A 20981-nucleotide genomic window follows, 5' to 3' on the forward strand; every position below is an offset into this window, starting at 1 on the left:
TGGGCGCCGGTAATTTCCTGTAGTCTGCGTGTTGCCTCGCAAGTGCCTACACTTGCGATTGGTTTTCTTAAAACATGGAGACACGCATGCTGGAAAATTTAAAGAATGAATTGGATTCCCTGCGCCCCGGTCGCAGCACGGAAGCGGGTGCCACACGCCGCACCGCCTTGAAGGCCGCACTCGGCGTGGGCTACGCAGCCACTGCGATGCCCATCATGGCGCAGACCGCAATCAAGACATCCGCCGATGGCCTCATCTCCGGCGAGCAGATTTATGACGTGGACGGCTACACCGTTCCTTTCTACTACGCAGCACCCGCTGGCGGCACTGATCTGCCCGTGATCCTGGTGGTTCAGGAAATCTTCGGCGTGCACGAGTACATCGCTGACACTTGCCGCCGTTTTGCAAAAGCCGGTTACCTGGCCATTGCTCCTGACTTGTATTCCCGCCAAGGTGATGCCTCCAAGTACACCGACATCGGCAAGTTGCTGGCAGAAGTCGTCTCCAAGGTGCCGGATGAGCAGGTCATGGCTGATCTGGATGGCGCCTTGGTGTGGGCCGCCGACAACGGTGGCGACCTCAAGAAGCTGGCGATCACAGGCTTCTGCTGGGGGGGACGTATCACCTGGCTCTACGCTGCGCACAATAAAGACGTGAAGGCCGGAGTGGCATGGTACGGACGTTTGGTGGGCACCCCCTCCGAGCTCACCCCCAAGAACCCTGTCGATATTGCCGGCTCTTTGAACGCGCCAGTGTTGGGTTTGTATGGCGGCAAAGACAACGGCATTCCCTTGGACACCGTGAACGAAATGAAGAAGGCCTTGGCTGCAGCCGGCAAAAAAGGCAACAAGGCTGCCAAGGCGTCGCAGTTCGTGGTGTACCCCGATGCAGGCCACGCCTTCCATGCGGACTACCGCCCCAGCTATCGCGAAAAAGAGGCCGCTGACGGCTTCAAGCGCGCATTGGCCTGGTTCAAAGCAAAGGGAGTTGTTTGATTCTTCTGGCGATAGTGGCCGGCACACTCGTGGCCGGCATAGGGAGCGTGTGGCTGGCTGCGGCACTGAGTTTCGGTGCTTTGGCCCGCTACACCCAGCACATGTTGAGTCTGGCGGCGGGAGCCTTGTTGGCCACTGCCTTCATGCATTTGCTGCCCGAAGCGTTTGAAAGCCAGGCTGGCGCCCATGATTTGTTTCTGGTGCTGCTGGTCGGGCTGGTTTTTTTCTTTCTGCTGGACAAAGCTGAGCTCTGGCACCACGGCCACGAGCACCACCACGGCCCTGCGGCGCACGGGCACGAGGCGCATGACGATCACGGACACGCTCACCATGGCCACCATCACGGGCACAGCCATGGCGCGGACAAGCCTGCGGGCAGTTGGGCGGTGCTTACCGGCGACAGCGTGCATTGCTTCGGAGACGGTGTGTTGATTGCCTCGGCCTTTGTGGCGGATTTGCGCTTGGGCGCTATTGCCGCATTGGCGGTGCTGGCCCACGAAGTGCCGCACCACATGGGCGACCTGATGGTCCTGCGTGCAGGCTCGAGTAACAAGCGGGCAGCCTTGGTCAAGGTCACGCTGGCAGGTGCAGTGACCGCTTTGGGCGGTATCACCGGATACTGGCTGGTCGACCAGCTGCAAGACTATCTTCCGTATTTCCTGGCGGTGGCCTCCAGCAGCTTCATTTATGTCGCGCTGGCGGACTTGATTCCCCAGCTCCAAAAACGGCTCACCGCACGGGAAACTGCGGCACAAATTGCTTGGTTGGGTGTGGGCATCGGAATGGTCGCGCTCGTCAGCAGCATCGGGCACGCTCACTAGGCTTGTCCGGACCCATGGACGTTCAGGCTGCGTTGGAGATGGAGTTTGCGGATTCCGAAATCCGCCAAACCCTGTGGCGCGGTGACGATCTTCATGTGATCTTTTCAGCCGTTGCTGCAGCCCGACACGCACCCGGTGAGGCGCCGGTTCGCGGTTTTTTGCAGGGCGTGGAGCTGGTGCTCCAGCGCTGCATGCCTGCCGCAACCAGCACCTTGTTCGGGCGCGTGCGGGCTGGCAGTTTGCGCGTGCAGGGTCAATCGCCACAACTTCGAATGTCTGTGCCGTCCCGGCGGGAGATGCCACTTTCCCTGGAGCTTGAGCCCGCGCAATCCGGTGTGGTGGTGTTGCAGGCGCAAGCGATCGAATGCCATTTGCAGACAGGGGGCGTTTTCCGCGAGTCCTTGTTTTGTTGAGCTGAAAACCCTGCTTGTCATCGTACTTTAATCAAACGTTTGATTTATATGCGTAGAATCGGCCCCCATGCCGATTCCTTTGCCTGAGACAGTTTCCGCCGTCAAACCCATGCGAAGCGATGGGGTCGAGGCGCGCAACCGCCTACTGGATGCGGCCTTGCAGCTGTTTGCGGAGCAGGGTTTTGCCAAGACCTCCATCCGCGAAATTGCCCTGGCTGCGCAGGCCAATGTGGCGTCCATCAGCTACTACTTCGGTGACAAGGCCGGTCTGTACCGCGCCGTATTTTCTGACCCGCGCACCAACCCGCCCTTGCCCCCCGAGGCACTGGAGGGCACCGACGTCACGCTGGAGCAGGCGATCCGCGGCTTGCTGTCCAGCTTTTTGGAGCCGCTCAAGAATGGCCATGTCACCCAGCAGCAGTACATGAAGCTCTGCTTCCGCGAAATGCTGGAGCCTACCGGCGCCTGGCAGCACGAGATTGACACCAATATTGCCCCCGCCCACATGGCCCTGACCCGCGGGCTCTGCCGCCATGTCGGGCTCGCTGAAGCGGATGACGATATCCATAGGCTCGCCTTCACCATCAGTGGCTTGGGCGTCATGCTCCATGTGGGCAATGACCTGTACACCCAGATCCGCCCCGGCCTGGTCAATACCCCGCAGGCGCTGGATGCCTATTTGGACCGTCTGGTGTCCTATGCCCTGGTGCTGGTGGACGCCGAAGCGCTGCGACGCCGCGCCCAAGCTCCGGCTCCCGCCCATTCCCCTGAATTCATCTCACTTCAAGCCCCATGAACCCCATGCATTTACGAACCTTCACTGCCGTATCAGTGGCACTGGCACTCAGCGGATGTGCCATCGTCATGCCGCCCGCCAAAGTCGATGCTGCTCCTGCCTTGCAATGGCAGGCGCCTTTGCCCCACCAAGGGGCGGTAGGCTCGCTGGCCCAGTGGTGGCAGAAGCAGGGCGATGCGCTGTTGGTGGAACTGATTGATGCCGCACAAGCCGTCAGCCCCAATGTGGCCCAGGCACTGGCGAGGGTGGAGTCCGCCCGCGCGCAGCGCACCACTGCCAACGCCGCTTTGCTGCCCAAGCTGGATGCGAGCGTCAGCGCCAGCCGTGGCGTGAGCCAGCCCGATGTCCCGGTGGCCACCACCCAATCGGTAGGTCTGCAAGCCAGCTGGGAGCTCGACCTGGTGGGTGCCAACCGCGCCGTCAGCAAAGCGGCAGACGCGCAGTTTCAGGGCACCCAGGCCCAGTGGCACGACGCGCGTGTGTCAGTAGCGGCCGAAGTAGCCACCACCTACTACAGCTACGCCACCTGCATCCAGTTGCTTGGTGTAGCGCGCAAAGACGCAGCCTCCCGCCAGGAAACCGCACGCCTGACCGAGCTCAATGCCAAAGCCGGCTTTGCGGCACCTTCGGTAGCCGCCTTGGCCCGTGCCAGCGCTGCCGATGGCAGCAGCCGCGTGACCCAACAACAGGCTGCCTGCGACTTGGATGTGAAAGCCCTGGTGGCCCTGACGGGCTTGCCTGAACAGGATCTCCGACAAAAACTGGCTGCAGCGCCCATGGAGCGTGCGCAAGCAGCTCCTGTTTCCATAGCAAGCGTGCCCGCACAAACCCTGACCCAACGTCCCGATGTGTTTGCAGCTGAGCGCGACGTGATCGTCGCCAGCGCCCAAGTGGGCAGTGCCAAAGCCCAGCGATACCCGCGCCTGACCCTGAGCGGTTCGGTGGGTGCCCTGCGCTACAGCAGCATGGGGCGCGAGACGAATCTGGATACCTGGTCCTTTGGCCCCTTGGCGGTCACGCTGCCCTTGTTTGACGGTGGTCAGCGCAAAGCCAATGTGGTGTCTGCCGAAGCGGCCTATGCGCAAAGCGTCTCGGTCTACCGCGGCAAGGTGCGCCAGGCCGTGCGCGAAGTGGAAGAGGCACTGGTCAACCTGCAAAGCACCGATGCCCGCAAGCAGGATGCCGCTGTGGCGACAGCCGGCTACGCTGAGTCACTCGCAGCCACCCAGGCCCGCTACGGCCAGGGCTTGGCCAGCTTGGTGGAGCTGGAAGACGCACGCCGCAATGCGCTGGCAGCGGAATCGGCCCAGCTCTCGCTAGGGCTTGAGCGCAACCGCGCCTGGGTGTCGCTCTACCGCGCGCTGGGTGGCGGCTTCGAGCCGGACCGCCTCAACGCGGACGCCACCTCAAGCGCCGCCGATCAGTCACGCCCTTAAGTCGCGCACAACTCCCGCATAACTCGCGCACAACTCCCCGATTTTTTGTTGTCACCTCTTTGAGAGCAAAGCCATGAACCAACTTCCATTCAAACCCCTGACCCTGGGTCTCCTGACCGCCAGTGTGCTGACCCTTGCCGGCCTTGGCCTCTTTGCCACCCGCACGCAGGCGGCTGATGCCCCCAAGGCCGCTGCGGCGCCCAAAGCCGCGCTGACCGTATCCACCGTGCAGGCCAAGAGCAGCCAGCTGCCCGTCAAGCTTTCTGCCAACGGCGGTGTCGCCGCTTGGCAAGAAGCCAGTGTGGGCTCAGAGGCCAGCGGCCTGCGTGTGGCCGAGCTGCATGCGGGTGTGGGCGACAGCGTGAAGCGCGGCCAAGTGCTGGCGACCTTTGCCTCTGAAAGCGTGCAAGCCGATGTAGCACTGGCACGCGCCAGCCTCAACGAAGCGCAGGCCAATGCAGCCGAAGCGTTGGCCAACGGCGACCGCGCGCGCGCCGTGCAGGGCACCGGCGCCATCAGCGCCCAGCAGATCAACCAGTACCTCACGCAAGAGGCCACCGCCAAGGCGCGTGTGGCGTCTGCCCAGGCTCAGCTGGACGCCCAGCTGCTGCGCCTGAAGCAAACCCAATTGCTCGCGCCCGACAGCGGCATCATCTCGGCCCGCAGCGCCAGTGTGGGTGCGGTGGTGGGGGCTGGCACCGAGATGTTCAAGCTCATCCGCCAAGGGCGGCTGGAGTGGCGGGGTGAAGTGACCTCGGCAGAGTTTGCCCGCATCAAGCCCGGCATGACGGTGCTGGTCACCTCTCCCGGTGGCGTGCAGGCCAAAGGCAAGGTGCGCATGCTGGCGCCTACCGTGGATGCTGCCACCCGCAATGGCTTGGTCTATGTGGACTTGTTGGCTGCATCGACGGCCGGCCAGTCGCTGGGTGGCGCATTCAAGCCCGGCATGTATGCCCGTGGTGAGTTTGAGCTGGGCAGCACCGGCGCATTGACGGTGCCGCAAACCGCAGTCGTCGTTCGCGACGGTTTCAGTTACGTGTACCGCGTGGGCAGCGACAACCGGGTGAGCCAACTCAAGGTGCAGACCGGCCGCGTGGTGGGTGATCAGATCGAAATCCAAAGCGGCGTGAAGCCCGAAGACAAGCTGGTGGCCAGCGGCGGCAGTTTCCTGAGTGAAGGCGACACCGTGAAGGTGGTGGACGCTACAGATTCCAAGCCAAAAGCGGCTGTAGCGCCCGTAGCACCTGCGCAAGCAGCTACGAAATAAGGAGCAAAACATATGAGCCCCCACATTCACATGCGTTCATTGCCCCCCGAGGGGGCGCCCGCCTCCTTTGAGGCGGCTCGGCAGGAGGCGGTATGAACGTCTCCTCGTGGTCGATCAAAAACCCCATACCGGCGGTCATGCTCTTTGTGATGCTGACCTTCGCAGGCATGCTGGCTTTCAACAGCATGAAGGTGCAGCAGTTCCCTGACCTGGAGCTGCCCAACATCACCATCTCGGCCAGCCTGCCCGGTGCGGCGCCGGCCCAGCTGGAAACCGAAGTGGCCCGCAAGCTGGAAAACGCGATTGCGTCCATCCAGGGCCTGAAAAATATCTACACCAAGGTGCAAGACGGTGGTGTTTCCATCACCGCCGAATTCCGCTTGGAGAAGCCCACCCAAGAAGCGCTGGACGAAGTGCGTAGCGCCGTGCAGGGCGTGCGCAGTGAGCTCCCGAGCGATGTGCGCGATCCGGTGATCAACAAGGTGAACCTGTCGGGCGCGCCCATTTTGGCGCTCACCATCCGCTCGTCCAAGATGGATGACGAAGCGCTGAGCTGGTTTGTGGACAACACCGTTTCACGCCGCCTGTTGGGCGTGAAGGGCGTGGGCTCAGTGGTGCGCGTGGGCGGGGTGACCCGCGAGGTGGAGGTCGCCCTCGACCCCATGAAGCTGCAAGGCCTGGGCGCTACCGCTGCGGACATTTCTCGCCAGCTCAAACAGGTGCAAACCGAGAGCGCAGGTGGCCGCGCCGACCTGGGTGGTAGCGAGCAGCCCATGCGTACCTTGGCCACTGTCAAAACCGCCGAAGAGCTGGCCAATCTGGAGCTCACCCTGTCCAACGGACAGCGCGTGCGCCTCGACCAAGTAGCCACCGTCAAAGACACGATTGCCGAGCCCCGCGCAGCCGCGCTGCTTAACGGCGTGCCGGTGGTGGGATTTGAGATCACCCGCAGCAAAGGTGCCAGCGAGGTGGAAGTCGGAGCCGCAGTGAATGCAGCTTTGGACGAACTCAAGGCCCAGCACCCCGACATCGAGCTGACCCAGGCCTTTGACTTTGTGAAGCCCGTGGCCGAAGAGTTTGACGCCTCCATGACCATGCTCTACGAAGGCGCCTTGCTGGCGGTGATTGTGGTGTGGTTGTTCCTGCGCAACTGGCGTGCGACTTTTGTGTCTGCGGTGGCTTTGCCCTTGTCCGCGATTCCTGCCTTTATCGGCATGGCGTATCTGGGCTTCACCATCAATACCGTGACGCTGCTCGCGCTCTCATTGGTGATCGGCGTGCTGGTCGACGATGCGATTGTGGAGGTCGAGAACATCGAACGCCACCTGAACATGGGCAAGACGCCTTACCAGGCGGCCATGGAAGCGGCTGACGAGATCGGCCTTGCCGTGGTGGCGACGACCTTCACCCTGATTGCGGTGTTTCTACCCACCGCGTTCATGAGCGGCATTCCCGGGAAGTTCTTCAAGCAATTCGGTTGGACGGCGGCACTGGCGGTGTTTGCATCGTTGGTAGTTGCCCGGGTGCTGACGCCCATGATGGCCGCCTACATCATGAAGCGCAGCCCGCGCGAACACAAAGACCCGTTCTGGATGGGCGCCTACATGCGCGCCAGCAAATGGGCACTGAGCCACCGCTGGATCACCATGGGTGCCGCAGCGGCTTTCTTTGTGGGCTCCATCATGCTGATTCCCCTGTTGCCCACCGGCTTCATCCCGCCGGATGACAACTCGCAGACGCAGGTCTATATCGAGTTGCCACCGGGCTCCACCTTGAAGCAAACGCGCGATGCGGCGGAGCATGCCCGTCAGTTGCTGGGCAAGGTCGATCACATCCAGAGCATTTACACCACCATCGGTGGTGGTGCAGCAGGCTCCGACCCGTTCGCGCCTCCGGGAACCACCGAGGTCCGCAAGGCCACGCTCACGGTGTTGCTGACAGAGCGTGGCAAGCGCCCCCGCAAGCAAGGCATTGAAAACGCCATCCGCGCGGCCATGGCCGAAGTGCCCGGCATCCGCAGCAAGGTGGGCTTGGGCGGCAGTGGCGAGAAGTACCAACTGGTGCTGACCGGCGAAGACCCCTTGGCCTTGGCCAGTGCTGCCGCTGCGGTGGAGCGCGATTTGCGCACCATTCCCGGCTTGGGCAGCATCACCTCCAGCGCGAGTTTGATCCGCTCTGAAATTGCAGTGCGCCCCGACTTCGCGAAGGCGGCTGACTTGGGTGTCACCAGTGCCTCTATTGGCGAGACCTTACGCATTGCGACGGTGGGTGACTACGACACATCACTGGCCAAGCTCAACCTCAGCCAGCGGCAAGTACCGATTGTGGTGAAGCTGGATGACTCCGCGCGACAGGACCTGGACTTGCTGGGCCGACTCGCGGTGCCCGGCGTCAAAGGCCCTGTCATGCTGAGTCAGGTGGCGACGCTCGAAGTGGCCGGTGGCCCGGCGGTGATCGACCGCCTGAACCGCTCACGCAACATCACCTTTGAAGTCGAGCTCTCCGGCGCGCCGCTGGGCGATGTGACAGAGGCCGTGCAAAAGCTGCCCTCGATCACCAACCTGCCGCCCGGCGTGAAGCAGTTGGCGTTGGGTGACGCTGAAGTCATGGGCGAGCTGTTTGCCAGCTTCGGCCTGGCCATGCTGACCGGGGTGCTGTGCATCTACATCGTGCTGGTGCTGTTGTTCAAGGACTTCTTGCAGCCCTTCACTATTCTGGCGGCGCTGCCACTGTCCTTGGGTGGCGCGTTTGTGGGCTTGCTGGTGGTGAACCAGAGCTTCTCCATGCCGTCCCTTATCGGGCTCATCATGCTCATGGGCATTGCGACCAAGAATTCCATCTTGTTGGTGGAGTACGCGATCCTGGCGCGCCGGGGTAGCGATGGCAGTGATGGTCACCCCGTTGCGGCGCCCATGAGCCGGTTTGACGCGCTCATTGACGCCTGCCACAAGCGTGCGCGGCCGATTGTGATGACCACTATCGCCATGGGAGCGGGCATGGTGCCGCTGGCCGTGGGCTGGGGTGCTGCAGACAGCAGCTTCCGCAGTCCGATGGCGGTCGCGGTCATCGGCGGGCTGATCACGTCCACCGTGCTCAGCCTCTTGGTGATCCCATCGGTGTTCACGGTAGTGGACGATCTGGAGCATCTGTTGGGCCGCTTGAAGCGCTGGGTGTTGCGCGAGAAACCCGCCGCGGAGACGAAGCCGGTACAATAGGGGTTCTGTCATTGGGGAGTAGCCTCTCTTGCGTTGCAAGAGGCTTGCGTCAACACACTGGGTCCGCAGACCCTGGCGCCAGCAGTTCAGTCTTGGCAAGACCTTTGACCACCGCACATCCGCCTTGGCCGGTGATGTGCCGTGGTCATTTGTCTTCTACCGGCCTTGGAACTCGCGCTCATGGAATCCCTTCTCGTCTCTACCGGTGTGGTCGCTCTGGCCGAAATCGGTGACAAAACCCAACTCCTTGCTTTCATCCTCGCGGCCCGTTTCAAAAAGCCATTGCCTATCGTGCTGGGCATTCTGGCAGCCACCATCGTGAACCATGGGTTGGCCGGAGCTTTGGGGGCCTGGATCACCTCCGCCATCAGCCCCGGCGTGCTGCGCTGGGTGCTTGGTGCGTCCTTTCTGGGCATGGCCATCTGGACGCTGATCCCCGACAAGATTGAAGACGAAGAAACCCGGATTGCCGGACGCTTCGGAGTGTTCGGTGCCACGCTGATTACGTTCTTCCTGGCCGAGATGGGTGACAAGACACAGATCGCTACCGTGGCCATGGCCGCCCACTACGCGACACCGGTGATGGTGGTCATCGGCACCACCCTGGGTATGTTGATTGCCGACGTGCCAGCAGTGTTTGCCGGAGACAAGCTCGCCAACAAGATCCCGATGAAGCTGGTGCACTCGATTGCGGCAGCCATTTTTGCCGTCTTGGGTATCGCCACCTTGCTGGGGGCCGGCTCAGGTTTCGGCTTTTAAGGAAAGAGCGGAGTGGGGCGCCTCAGGCGCCTTCCTCTTCCTGCCGGGGTTCGGGTGCGCTGCGCGGCAGCGTGATGGTGACGGTGGTGCCGTGGCCCAACGTGGACAGCACTTCCAGGGTGCCGCCCAGGGTTGCTTTCACCAGGTTTTCGACGATGGACATACCCAGCCCAGTGCCGCCGCGGCCGATGCGGGTACTGAAGAAGGGCTGGAACATTTTTTCCAAGGTGTCCGGGGCAATGCCGCGGCCGTTATCGGTGCAAACGAGGGTGACTTGGGTTTCATCGGCAGTGGCACTGATGCGGACTTCGCCGTGCTCCATGCCTTCGAAGGCATGCAGGTAAGCGTTGTTGATGAGGTTGATGAGGACCTGGCCCAGCGGACCGGGGTAGCTGTCCATGCGGATACCCTCGGGCGCGTCCAGCATGACACGGTGGCTTTGGCGTTTGAGGCTGGGCGCCAGCGTGTCCAAAATCTCGCGCAAGCCCTGTTGCAGGTCGAAGGTGCGGCGTTGCTCGCTGGCCTGGTCGGCTGCTACCTGGCGGAAATTCTTGAGTAGTTCCACTGCGCGCTCGAGGTTGCGCAGCAGCAGTTCATTACCGCTTTGCACTTGGCCGACAAACTGCGCCAATTCCGAGCGCTTCAAGGTGCCCGCCACCATTTGCTGCTCAAACTGGTTGGCCTGGGCCACCAGGGTGCTGGCCGTCATCATGCTGTTGCCCATGGGTGTCGCCATTTCGTGCGACACACTGGCAATCAGGGTGCCCAGCGTGGCGCGTGCTTCACTGCGCGCCATGGCTTCCTGCATCTGGGCCTCGAGGCTGGCGTTGAGGGCGTGGATGCGGATCTCTGCTTCTTTTTGCTGGGTAACCTCCAGGTTGATGCCGGCAACTTTGATCGGTTGGCCATTCCCATCCCGCGCCACGATGTGGGCCAGGGATTGGACCCACATCCATTGGCCGTCTTTCTGGCGCATACGGTATTCGTATTCAAAGCGGTCGCCCTGGTGGTTCGCGAGGTTCGCGAAAGTTGCACTGATGCGGGGTTGATCCTCGGGGTGAACCATGGACAACCAGCTCGCAAGCACGTTGTCACCCAGTTCCTCGCGGCTGTAGCCGCTGACTACGTGCCAGCGCTCACTGACGCTGAGGAAGCGATGGACCAGGTCGTATTCCCAGATGGCAACGCCGGTGCTTTCCACCACCTCTTTCAGGCGGTATTGCTCTGCCAGCAATTCATCCCGCAAGGCCTGTTCGTGCGCGATGGCGGTTTCAGATCGTCTGCGGTTGATTTGGCTTCGTGTCAACAAAATGGTGAGCAGGGCGGTGACCAGCAAGCCCAGCACCATTGCGAAGGTGGCCTGATGTACCCAGCCTGAACTCAGCAATTCGGGTTTGGGGTGCAGCATCAGTTCCCAATTGCGGGAACCGAAGTTCAACTCCAGGGCGTAATCGGCGCTTTCCCGGTGGGCGCCGTCTTTGTCATGCCCCGGCGTATGTGCCGCGGCTCCCATCGAGGTGAACAAGGGGGCATCACCCTCAGTCTCTCTGTCGCGGACGATCAACTCATTGCCTGCGGCCTCTGCCTGATAGGCCGCGTTCCGGGCCAGCGTACCGACATCCACCAGCGCATTGATGAAGCCGATATGGCGGCTGATGCTGTCCGTATCCGCATTGCGCTGGTACACCGGGACGGTGATGATCACGGCAGGCTTGGCGCCTTCTGCCAAAGGTGTGACGGCAGCAAATGCACCGGTGGCAATGGGTGTGCCTACGACCCGCGCGTCTTTCTGGGCCTCATCCAACAGGGGGCGGGCCTGGTGCGTCCACTCTTTCAGGTTCGTCGGGAAAACAAAGCCCTCCAAAGCTTCCATTTTTTGCCACTCAAGGGCTGCTACGGTGGGATGCGCCACTTTGAGGCGGTTGGCGTACAGGTCGAACTGGGCCCGGGTCATGGCAGGCTGCATTTCGGCCATGAGGGCGGCACCGCGCACGGCTTCGATGGTGCTGGTCGAATCGTGGTCCAAGGCGCCGAGTACAGTTTCGGCCAGTGCGCTGCGCTGCTCGTAAATCCGCAGGGCCTCTGCTTCCCGCAAGTTGCTGTAGACCGCAGCCGTACTCAACAGCCCTGCTGCCACCACGCCCAGCACCACCATCAGGTCGGCGGCCAGGCGCTTGGCGGGAAGGCTGAGGCTCGGCAGGATCATGAGGCCGCAGTGTAAGCGGGCGCTCAGCCTTGCGCTACCGGGAAGCCCGGCCGGTTGCACCACTCGCTCCAGCTGCCGGCAAACAAGGCGCTGCCTTGCAAGCCGGCAATCTCCATGGCGAGGATGTTGGGCACCGCACTCACGCCACTGCCGCAGTGGTGCACCACGTCCTCAGGCTGGCGCTGGCCCAGCAAGGCTTCAAATTCAGCACGCAGCACAGCCGCCGGCTTGAAGAAGCCATCGGCGCCCAAGTTGTTGCTGAACACCCGGTTCAAGGCGCCAGGGATGTGGCCGGCGACCGGGTCAATCGGCTCCACTTCACCGCGGAAGCGGGGCGCTCCACGGGCGTCCAATACATGCTGGGTGGGCTTGCCCAGATGGGCCAGCACATGGTCGCTGCTGCGCAATACGACCAGCGCGTCGGAGACCGCAAAGGTGCTTGGTGCGCGCGCTGGCTCCTCGCCGCTGGCCACCGCACCACCTGCGGCCTGCCAGGCCTGAAAGCCGCCGTCCAGCACGGCCACATTCGCGTGGCCCAACCACTTGAGCATCCACCACAGACGGCCGCAGTAGTTGGCGCCTTGGCGGTCATACACCACCACCTGGTCAGTGTTCTTGAGGCCCACGCTGCCCAGCCATTGGGCGAACGTTTCGCGGGATGGGAGGGGGTGACGCCCGCCCGACTGTGCGCCCGTGATAGCTGGGTCGCCCTTGGCGCTCAGGTTGTTGTCCAAGTGGGCGTAGAGGGCGCCGGCAATATGGCTCTCGGCATATTGGGCAGGGCCCTTTTCGGGCTGCATCAGGTCGCAGCTGCAGTCGAAAACGACGGCAGGCGTAGCGCTGGCCTGCAGGGATTGCAGCTGGGCGACGGAGATCAGGGTGGTATAGGGCATGGTGTTGCGATTATCTATTTGCGTCACCCTGAAGATTGCTTGCAGGGTTTGCGGGATTTTTATATCTAGCGATAACAGGGCTGCTTTCAAAAGACCAAGTGGAATCAACGCTTTAAGTCCGCGTCCGCGAACTTGTTCATCAGTCAGCGGCTTTGTTCATAAGCAGGTTGGCAGGGTTTGGCGGGTTTTTCGTTGGTGGGCATTCGCTGCCAACCTCCCAAAGTCAGTTATAAATCAAGCACTTAAACAAAACGCTGGGAGGCGGTCATGATCAGTCGCAACGTTGTTCATAAGACCTGTTTGACGTCCATAACACGTTGGGCATACATGTGAACCCTCATTACCTCCTTGGTGCGATGACCTCGGCTCTGATACTTGGGGCAGCAACATGCGTTGCGTCACCCCTTCGAGATGACACAATACGGTTTAGGGGCGATGGCAGTTGCACGGTCTCAATGACTTCGGTATTCGCTAATCGTTCAACCGTTGTGTTCTCCTACTCTGGATTTCAGCCCAACGAGACCGTTCGTTTTCATTCAGTCTCTGAAAATGAAAGGGGCGCAGGAAACCTGCAGGTTGATGCGCTAGGCAACGCACAGGCACTCGTAATGCCACACGTTAAAGGCACACGGAGCGGCAATGCTGAGGTAACGGCTATCGGCAGCAAGTGCTCAATATCCGTGGGTTTCAAATGGTGGTCAGACGGTTCGGATGCCCAACCCACCGCTCCAGGGGACGCGCCGCAAGCGGTGCGTCCCTGAGCTTCGACGTTAAATCAGCTCAGTCCGCGTCAATCTCACCTCTCAGTGCTCCTCAGCCGGCGTATGCGGCAGCAATCGTGTGCGCAGCACGGTCGCCAGCACACCGCTGGCCACGATGACCGCAATGCCGATCCAGCCGATCATGGGGATCTGGTCGCCGAACAAGGCTAGGCTGAACACGGCGCCGAACACAATGCCCGAATACTGCATGCTGGCCACCACTAGCGTGGCGCCTTTGCGGTAGGCGCGGGTCATGCACCATTGACCCAAGGACGCCAGCACGCCGATGGGAATGACCCAGACGGCATCCCGCCAATCCACCTCGCTCCATGGGGTGAAGCCCGTGAAGGCAATGCCCACAGCGCCGACCACCGCGCTGCCTACCGAGAAGTAAAACACGGTGCGCTCTTCAGGCTCGCCGGCCTTGCCGAGCGCCGTTACCTGCATGTAGGCCAAGGCCGCACCCAAGCCGGAGAGTAGGCCGATCAAGCCGGCAAACAGCTGGTTCTGGTCGATGGTGGGGCGCAGGGTCATGACCACGCCCACAAAGCCCATCAGCACCGTGCCCAGGAGCGCGCCCTGTGGTTGCTCTTTGCCGTAGAGCAGGGCACCGCCCACCACAAAGGCAGCCACCCACACGCCGCTCATGTAGTTCAGTGTCATGGCTGTGGCCAGTGGCAGGTGGGCAATGGCGTAAAACCAGCTGCCCAGAGACACCACACCGATGGTGCTGCGCCACACGTGCATCAGCGGCACCGGGGTGCGCAGGGTGGAGCCACTCGCCCGCACCACGATGCCCATGAACACAATGCTCACCAGGCCCCGGTAGAACACCAGCTCAAAAGTGCCGAAGCTGTTGGACGCGTACTTGATGCCCACCGCCATCAGCGCGAACCAGAACGAGGCCAGGACCATCCACAGAGCTTGCATAGGTGTTTAGTAATAAAAAGAGCTGCTGGCGCCCATGGAGTGTGCGCGAGCAGCTATGTTTTTGATAGTAAGTGTTCAGCCGCCGACGGCGCTGCCCAGCTTGCGCCGGTACCACTCGTGGAAGTGCTGCATGCCGTCTTCCATGGGGCTTTGGTAGGGGCCGACTTCGTTGTCGCCGCGGTCAAACAGGGCGCGGCGGCCGGCGTCCATGCGCTCGCCGATTTCGTCGTCTTCGATACAGGTTTCCATGTAGGCGGCCTGCTGGGCCTCCACAAACTCGCGCTCGAAGGCGGCAATTTCTTCGGGGTAATAGAACTCCACCATATTCATGGTTTTGTTCACGCCCATGGGGAACAGGGTGGACACGGTCAGCACATGCGGGTACCACTCCACCATGATGTGGGGGTAGTAGGTCAGCCAGATGGCGCCGTACTGCGGGGGAACGTTGTTGCGGTAGCCCAGCAGGGCCTTGTGCCAGCGCTCGTAGGTGGGGCTGCCGGCCTTGCCCAGACGGTTGGCCACGCCCACGGTTTGCACCGAGTAGTTGTCCTTGAACTCCCAGCGCAGGTCGTCACAGGTCACAAACTGGCCTAGCCCTGGGTGGAAGGGGCCTACGTGGTAGTCCTCCAGATATACCTCAATAAAGGTCTTCCAGTTGTAGTTGCACTCGTGCATCTCTACCTTGTCGAGCACATAGCCCTCAAAGCTCAAGTCGGCACGCGGGCCCATGTTCGCCAGTTGGGCTGCCACGTCCACACCACCTTGGGCACGTGCGTCTTCAAACAGCAGGCCGTTCCATTCCTGCAGCTTGTAGTTGTTGAGGTTCAGGCAGGGGTCGTGGGCGAAGTGGGGCGCGCCGATCAGCGTTCCGCTCTGGCTGCCGTTCTGCCCGGCGTGGGCGCCGCTGTAGGTCCAGCGGTGTAGCGGGCAGACGATGTTGCCGCTTTGCACCTGGCTGCCGCTGTGCGTGAGCGAGCCACGCCCTTTGAGCATGATGGCCTGGCGGTGGCGGCAGACGTTGGAGATGAGTTCAATGCCACCGGCATTGCGCACCAGCGCGCGGCCCCCGTTTTCCTGGGGCAAGGCGTAGTAATCCCCGACGTGGGGGACGCTCAAAGAGTGCCCCACATAGCGGGGCCCTTGCTGAAAGATACTTTGCATTTCAAGCGCGTAGAGCGCCGGGTCAAAGTAGCTCGAAACTGGTAGTTGGCTGTTCGCCTGCTGCAGTTGAAGACTTAAATCAGACATGGGTGACCTGACCTAAAGACTCCCCACAGGGGGATGCACCAAAGTGCGCGGTGAATGGGAGCCGGCCAGCCCAGAGGCGGGTGGCCGGAAGCGGGACGGGCGATTGTACCCGCACCCCGTGAAGGCCGGTCGTCTTTAGAGACAGTGACCCATGCGCTATGCGCCTAAAATCGCGGTTTGCTTCACTCCGCTCCACCCATGCCCAAGGCCAGCCCCTCTCACCCCGACGCCACCGCGCTCCCCGCCACCTATGAAGCGGCCATGGCCGAACTGGAAGGGCTGGTTGCGCGCCTGGAGTCCGGCGACCTGCCCTTGGACCAGCTGCTCACCAACTACCAGCGCGGTGCCGCGCTGTTGCAGCACTGCCGCGACAAGCTGCAGGCGGTGGAAGAACAGATCAAGGTGCTGGACGACGGTGTGTTGAAACCTTGGAAAGCCCAATGAGCCAGGCTGCAGACATGACAGTTGATTTTGATCTGGATAGCTGGATGCGCGTGCGCCTGGACCGCGTGGAGCGCGCCTTGGAAGCCTGGATCACCGCCGATGCGCCGCAGGGTGTGGACCATGGAGCGCCTGCCGCTTTGGTAGAAGCCATGCGCTACGCCGTGCTCGACGGTGGTAAGCGCTTGCGGCCCTTGCTGGTGCTGGCCGCCCACGAAGCGGTCGCTGAATTGGGCCATGGCTGTGATGCCGCGGCTTTGCGGGCTGCCTGCGCGGTTGAACTGATTCACGCCTACTCGCTGGTGCATGACGACATGCCCTGTATGGACAACGATGTGTTGCGCCGTGGCAAACCCACCGTGCATGTGCAGTTCGGCGAAGCCAGTGCCTTGCTGGCCGGTGACGCTTTGCAGGCGCTGGCCTTTGAATTTTTGACGCCCTTGGATGGCTCCGTATCTTGTGAGGTGCAGGCTCGTTTGTGTGGTTTGTTGGCCCGTGCGGCCGGCAGTTCCGGCATGGCCGGTGGCCAAGCGATCGACCTGGCCAGCGTGGGCCTGCCACTCACGGAAAATCAGTTGCGCGAAATGCACCAGCTCAAAACCGGTGCCTTGCTGCAAGGCAGTGTGGTGATGGGGGCCGAATGTGCCCAACCCACCGCCAAAGTGCTGTCTGCGCTGGAGGCTTATGGCGCCGCGATTGGTCTGGCGTTCCAGGTGGTGGACGACATTCTGGACGTGACAGCAGATTCTGCGACGCTGGGCAAGACCGCCGGCAAGGATGCCGACAACGACAAACCCACCTATGTGTCCCTGATGGGCCTGCAAGCCAGCCGCGACTACGCGCTCAGCCTGTACACCCAAGCGCTGGACGCGCTCGATGCCAGCGGTCTGCCCGATACCGCTGCCCTGCGGGCGCTGGCCGGCATGGTGGTGCACCGCGCCCATTGAAAGACAGGCGAGCAATTATTTATATGAAATCGGTCTCTGGCGCTCATGGAATGTGCGCGAGTAGCTACTAAAAGAATAGCAAATGTCATCCAGCAATCCCTCCGCAACGCCCTTGTTGGCCACCATCGACGATCCGGCCGCCTTGCGGCAGTTGCAGCGTCCGCAATTGCGGACGCTTGCGGACGAGTTGCGCAACTACCTGTTGCACAGCGTGGCCCGCACGGGTGGGCACCTGAGCTCCAACCTCGGCACTGTGGAGCTGACGGTGGCATTGCATTACGTGTTCAATACGCCGGATGACCGCATCGTTTGGGACGTGGGTCACCAGACCTACCCGCACAAAATTCTGACCGGCCGTCGCGACCGCATGGACAGCCTGCGCCAGTTCGGCGGCTTGTCCGGCTTTCCCCGCCGTGATGAGAGCGAGTACGACACCTTTGGCACTGCCCACTCCAGCACCTCGATTTCTGCCGCACTGGGTATGGCGCTGGCCTCCCGCATCAAGGGCGAAGACCGCTATTCGGTCGCAGTGATCGGCGACGGCGCCATGACTGCCGGCATGGCTTTTGAGGCCCTGAACAACGCAGGTGTCGAGGACTGCCGCTTGCTGGTGATCCTGAATGACAACGACATGAGCATCAGCCCGCCCGTAGGCGCGCTGAACCGCTACCTGGCCCAGTTGATGAGTGGTCAGTTTTATGCGGCTGCCAAAAGCGTGGGCAAGAGCGTGCTCAAGGGCGCGCCGCCCTTGTTTGAGCTGGCCAAGCGCCTCGAAGAACAGGCCAAGGGCATGGTGGTGCCGGCCACGCTGTTTGAAAAATTCGGCTTTAACTACATAGGCCCCATCGACGGGCATGACCTCGACTCGCTCATCCCGACGCTGGAGAACATCAAGCAGCTCAAAGGCCCGCAGTTCCTGCACGTGGTGACCAAAAAAGGCCAGGGCTACAAGCTGGCTGAGGCGGACCCGGTGGCCTACCACGGCCCGGGCAAGTTTGACCCCGCCGTGGGGCTGGTGAAATCCGCCACGCCTGCCAAAACTACGTTTACCCAGGTATTCGGCCAGTGGTTGTGCGACATGGCGGCCGCTGACGAGCGCTTGGTAGGCATTACTCCCGCCATGCGCGAGGGCTCAGGCATGGTGGAGTTTGAAAAGCGTTTCCCCCAGCGTTACTTTGATGTGGGCATTGCTGAGCAGCACGCTGTGACCTTTGCAGGTGGACTGGCCACCGAGGGTCTCAAGCCGGTGGTGGCGATTTATTCCACCTTCCTTCAGCGTGCCTACGACCAGTTGATTCATGACGTGGCGCTGCAAAACCTGCCAGTCGTGTTTGCGCTGGACCGTGCAGGCTTGGTAGGTGCTGACGGAGCCACCCACGCCGGTGCCTATGACATTCCTTTCCTGCGCTGCATTCCCAACATGAGCGTTGCCTGCCCCGCGGATGAAAACGAATGCCGTCAGTTGCTCAGTACTGCATATGCGCAAAACCATCCGGTGGCCGTGCGTTATCCGCGTGGCAGTGGCGCCGGTGTGGCAGTCAGCAGTTCTTTGGAAGGTTTGCCTTTTGCTAAAGGTGAGATCCGCAAGCAGGGTGGCAACATCGCCATTCTGGCGTTCGGTACTTTGCTGTATCCGGCGCTTGTGGCTGCCGAAGCATTGGGCGCCACGGTGGTGAATATGCGCTGGGCCAAGCCTTTGGACACCGAGTTGCTGCTGCAAGTGGCGGCCACGCACAGTGCATTGGTGACGGTGGAAGAGGGCGCCACCATGGGAGGCGCAGGCAGCGCAGTTCTTGAAGCTCTGCAGGCAGCCAAGCTGTCCATCCCAGTCCTTCAGCTGGGCCTGGCGGATGAGTTTATTGAGCATGGTGACCCTGCATATCTGCTGCAAATGCAGGGGCTGGATGCCGCCGGCATCCAAGCGTCTGTGCGCCAACGATTCGGCAATTTGCTGACGCACCTCGTGCGCGTTGTGTAAGACTGATGTCAGTCAAGCCCGCAGCTTGCGAGGCTTGGCTTGCAGGAAGCTGAATGCCTGTTGAAAAGAGCCTGTTGCCGAGGGAAAACCCCCACGAGTAGGGTTATTCGCATTCCTACAATCGCGCTTGACTTACACAGTCCTTGATGCGCGGAAGATCTGCGCATCAAGCTGGTTACAACACAATTACCGGAGAAAAGCGAATGGATCGTCGTTCAATTATCAAAAACGCAGGTATTGCCGGCGTATTGGCTGCCGGTGCAGCTCCCGCAGTTCATGCTCAGGCCGCAGTGCGCTGGCGTCTGGCGTCCAGCTTCCCCAAGGCGCTGGATACGATTTTTGGTGCTGCTGAAATCTTTGCGAAACACGTGAAGGAAATGTCCGGCGGCAAGTTCGAAATTTCCGTCCACGCAGCCGGCGAGATCGCGCCTGCATTCGGCGTGGTGGATGCTGTGCAGCAAGGCTCCCTGGAGTGCGCGCACACAGCGCCTTACTACTTCTTCGGCAAGAACGAAGCATTTGCTTTGGGTTGCGCTATTCCTTTCGGCCTGAACTCCCGCCAGATGACTGCCTGGATGTACCAAGGTAACGGTTTGAAGTTGATGCGCGAGTTCTACGCCAAGTACAACATGATCAACTTCCCCATGGGTAACACCGGTGCCCAGATGGGTGGTTGGTACCGCAAGGAAATCAAGTCCGTGGCTGATCTGAAGGGCTTGAAGTTCCGTACCGGTGGTTTCCCCGGACGCGTGATGGAGAAAATGGGCGTGGTGCCGCAAAACATTCCTGGCGGTGAAATCTACACCGCTCTGGAAAAAGGCACGATTGACGCGGCAGAGTGGATTGGACCTTACGATGACCAGAAGCTGGGCTTCAACAAGGTTGCCCCCTTCTACTACTACCCCGGCTGGTGGGAAGGCGGTCCCCAATTGGATCTGTTCATCAACCAGAAGGCATACGAAGCGTTGTCTCCAGAGAACAAAGCTATCGTCAACAACGCCGCTGCTTACGCGCACGTGGACATGCAAGCCAAGTACGACGCACGCAACCCCGGCGCTCTGAAGCAATTGGTGGGCGGTGGTACCAAGCTGCGTCCGTTCCCCAACGACGTGCTGGTTGCTGCGTTCAAGGCTGCAGAAGAGACTTATGCCGAATTGAACGAGAAGAACGAAGACTGGAAGAAGATTTACGCGGACTACTCCAAGTTCCGCGCAGAATCCAACCTCTGGTTCCGCTTTACCGAAGCCAAGTTCGACTCCTTCATGCAAGCTCAGAAGCTGTAAACAGCTTTTTCTGCAAGCAAAAAACCGCGCCACGGCGCGGTTTTTTTTGGTCAGTATTTTTACAGGGTATCAGCGTGGATCGCGCACCGCAGCCAGAGCCAATTCCAGGCGTTTGAATTCGTCCAGCATGGCAGGGTCAGCCGCATAGAAGATGAAAAGTTTGCCACCGAAGTTCTTGGTGTAGAAGCGCGGTGCAATCAGCCATTCGAAGCCGCGGATGCGGATCACCTTGGCATAGGCGAGGTTGTCCAGCTCAAGGCGTTTGGACCACATCCAGGATTGCTCTATCGATGTGCCGGTCAGGCGCGTCGTACCGGTCACCACAAACCATGCGGTGTAGGCCATGAGTCCCCAAGGCAGCCATAACCAACTCACCACCGTGGCGCTGGCGAGCCCTTGTTGGGCCAGTTGGTGCATTTGAATTGCCCAGAGTCCGGCCACACTGAGTAATGCAATGGCAATGCACTTGAAGACGATGCTGTAGGCCGCTGCCTCCATAGGTCCTCCGAGGGGGCTGAACTCCAGCTTGGTGGGGCCGCTGGGTTGAGCAGTATCTGTTTCATTCATAGAGTTTTCCTGCAAATAAAAACCC

At 61.2% G+C, this 20981-nt stretch carries 17 protein-coding genes and 1 riboswitch; of the genes, 12 read left to right on the forward strand and 5 right to left on the reverse strand.

Annotated elements, in window-relative coordinates; translation table 11 throughout:
• Positions 1-86: 86 nt before the first annotated feature.
• The 8 genes from RAN89_RS09245 to RAN89_RS09280 all read left to right on the forward strand — a co-directional run bounded on the left by RAN89_RS09245 (position 87) and on the right by RAN89_RS09280 (position 9702).
• Positions 87-995, forward strand: a complete 909-nt coding sequence (locus RAN89_RS09245; RefSeq protein WP_313869284.1) for a dienelactone hydrolase family protein — start codon at positions 87-89, stop codon at positions 993-995.
• Positions 992-1816 (forward strand): ZIP family metal transporter, encoded by an 825-nt coding sequence (locus RAN89_RS09250; RefSeq protein ID WP_313869285.1) that lies wholly within the window; start codon positions 992-994, stop codon positions 1814-1816. Before RAN89_RS09245 ends, RAN89_RS09250 begins: the two co-directional genes overlap by 4 nt.
• Positions 1817-1830: 14 nt before the next feature.
• On the forward strand, positions 1831-2229 hold the full coding sequence (locus RAN89_RS09255; protein WP_313869286.1) for a hypothetical protein: 399 nt from the start codon (positions 1831-1833) through the stop codon (positions 2227-2229).
• A 67-nt stretch (positions 2230-2296) separates the two neighbouring features.
• Entirely contained in the window at positions 2297-3025 is a 729-nt protein-coding gene (locus RAN89_RS09260) for a CerR family C-terminal domain-containing protein (RefSeq protein ID WP_313869287.1), read from the forward strand.
• Positions 3026-3030: 5 nt separating this feature from the next.
• Positions 3031-4461 (forward strand): efflux transporter outer membrane subunit, encoded by a 1431-nt coding sequence (locus tag RAN89_RS09265; protein WP_313869288.1) that lies wholly within the window; start codon positions 3031-3033, stop codon positions 4459-4461.
• Between the two features lie 73 nt (positions 4462-4534).
• The gene (locus RAN89_RS09270) at positions 4535-5728 is read left to right on the forward strand and encodes an efflux RND transporter periplasmic adaptor subunit (protein WP_313869289.1); all 1194 of its coding nucleotides are present in this window, start codon (positions 4535-4537) and stop codon (positions 5726-5728) included.
• A 92-nt stretch (positions 5729-5820) separates the two neighbouring features.
• Positions 5821-8943, forward strand: coding sequence for an efflux RND transporter permease subunit (locus tag RAN89_RS09275; protein ID WP_313869290.1), 3123 nt, complete (start codon positions 5821-5823; stop codon positions 8941-8943).
• Positions 8937-9117, forward strand: a riboswitch (yybP-ykoY riboswitch). Its footprint overlaps the gene before it by 7 nt.
• A gap of 6 nt (positions 9118-9123) precedes the next feature.
• Positions 9124-9702, forward strand: a complete 579-nt coding sequence (locus RAN89_RS09280) for a TMEM165/GDT1 family protein (RefSeq protein WP_313869291.1) — start codon at positions 9124-9126, stop codon at positions 9700-9702.
• Positions 9703-9724: 22 nt separating this feature from the next.
• On the opposite strand, the gene RAN89_RS09285 is transcribed toward RAN89_RS09280, so the two are convergent.
• From RAN89_RS09285 to RAN89_RS09300, 4 genes are all read right to left on the reverse strand, one after another.
• A complete protein-coding gene (locus RAN89_RS09285; RefSeq protein WP_313869292.1) occupies positions 9725-11908 on the reverse strand; it encodes an ATP-binding protein in 2184 nt (727 codons plus the stop codon).
• A 23-nt stretch (positions 11909-11931) separates the two neighbouring features.
• Positions 11932-12801: a sulfurtransferase gene (locus RAN89_RS09290; RefSeq protein WP_313869293.1), complete on the reverse strand. Its 870-nt coding sequence runs from the start codon at positions 12799-12801 to the stop codon at positions 11932-11934.
• An 803-nt stretch (positions 12802-13604) separates the two neighbouring features.
• Positions 13605-14492, reverse strand: a complete 888-nt coding sequence (locus RAN89_RS09295) for a DMT family transporter (RefSeq protein ID WP_313869294.1) — start codon at positions 14490-14492, stop codon at positions 13605-13607.
• 75 nt (positions 14493-14567) lie between these two features.
• Entirely contained in the window at positions 14568-15740 is a 1173-nt protein-coding gene (locus tag RAN89_RS09300) for an aromatic ring-hydroxylating oxygenase subunit alpha (RefSeq protein WP_313869295.1), read from the reverse strand.
• A gap of 198 nt (positions 15741-15938) precedes the next feature.
• Between RAN89_RS09300 and RAN89_RS09305 the strand changes: the two genes are divergently transcribed.
• The 4 genes from RAN89_RS09305 (at position 15939) to RAN89_RS09320 (ending at position 20389) form a co-directional block, all read left to right on the forward strand.
• Complete coding sequence (locus tag RAN89_RS09305; RefSeq protein ID WP_313869296.1) at positions 15939-16184, forward strand: exodeoxyribonuclease VII small subunit; 246 nt, start codon at positions 15939-15941, stop codon at positions 16182-16184.
• 14 nt (positions 16185-16198) lie between these two features.
• Positions 16199-17128, forward strand: a complete 930-nt coding sequence (locus RAN89_RS09310) for a polyprenyl synthetase family protein (protein WP_313869297.1) — start codon at positions 16199-16201, stop codon at positions 17126-17128.
• A gap of 82 nt (positions 17129-17210) precedes the next feature.
• Positions 17211-19106 carry a 1-deoxy-D-xylulose-5-phosphate synthase gene (dxs, locus tag RAN89_RS09315; protein WP_313869298.1) on the forward strand — a complete coding sequence of 632 codons (1896 nt, stop codon included), beginning with the start codon at positions 17211-17213 and terminating at the stop codon, positions 19104-19106.
• Between the two features lie 203 nt (positions 19107-19309).
• Positions 19310-20389: a TRAP transporter substrate-binding protein gene (locus tag RAN89_RS09320; RefSeq protein WP_313869299.1), complete on the forward strand. Its 1080-nt coding sequence runs from the start codon at positions 19310-19312 to the stop codon at positions 20387-20389.
• A 69-nt stretch (positions 20390-20458) separates the two neighbouring features.
• Here the strand turns inward: RAN89_RS09320 and RAN89_RS09325 are convergent, their stop codons facing one another.
• Positions 20459-20956: a hypothetical protein gene (locus RAN89_RS09325; RefSeq protein ID WP_313869300.1), complete on the reverse strand. Its 498-nt coding sequence runs from the start codon at positions 20954-20956 to the stop codon at positions 20459-20461.
• Between the last annotated feature and the right edge of the window lie 25 nt (positions 20957-20981).

Source organism: Rhodoferax mekongensis (assembly GCF_032191775.1).
Taxonomy (GTDB): domain Bacteria; phylum Pseudomonadota; class Gammaproteobacteria; order Burkholderiales; family Burkholderiaceae_C; genus Allorhodoferax; species Allorhodoferax mekongensis.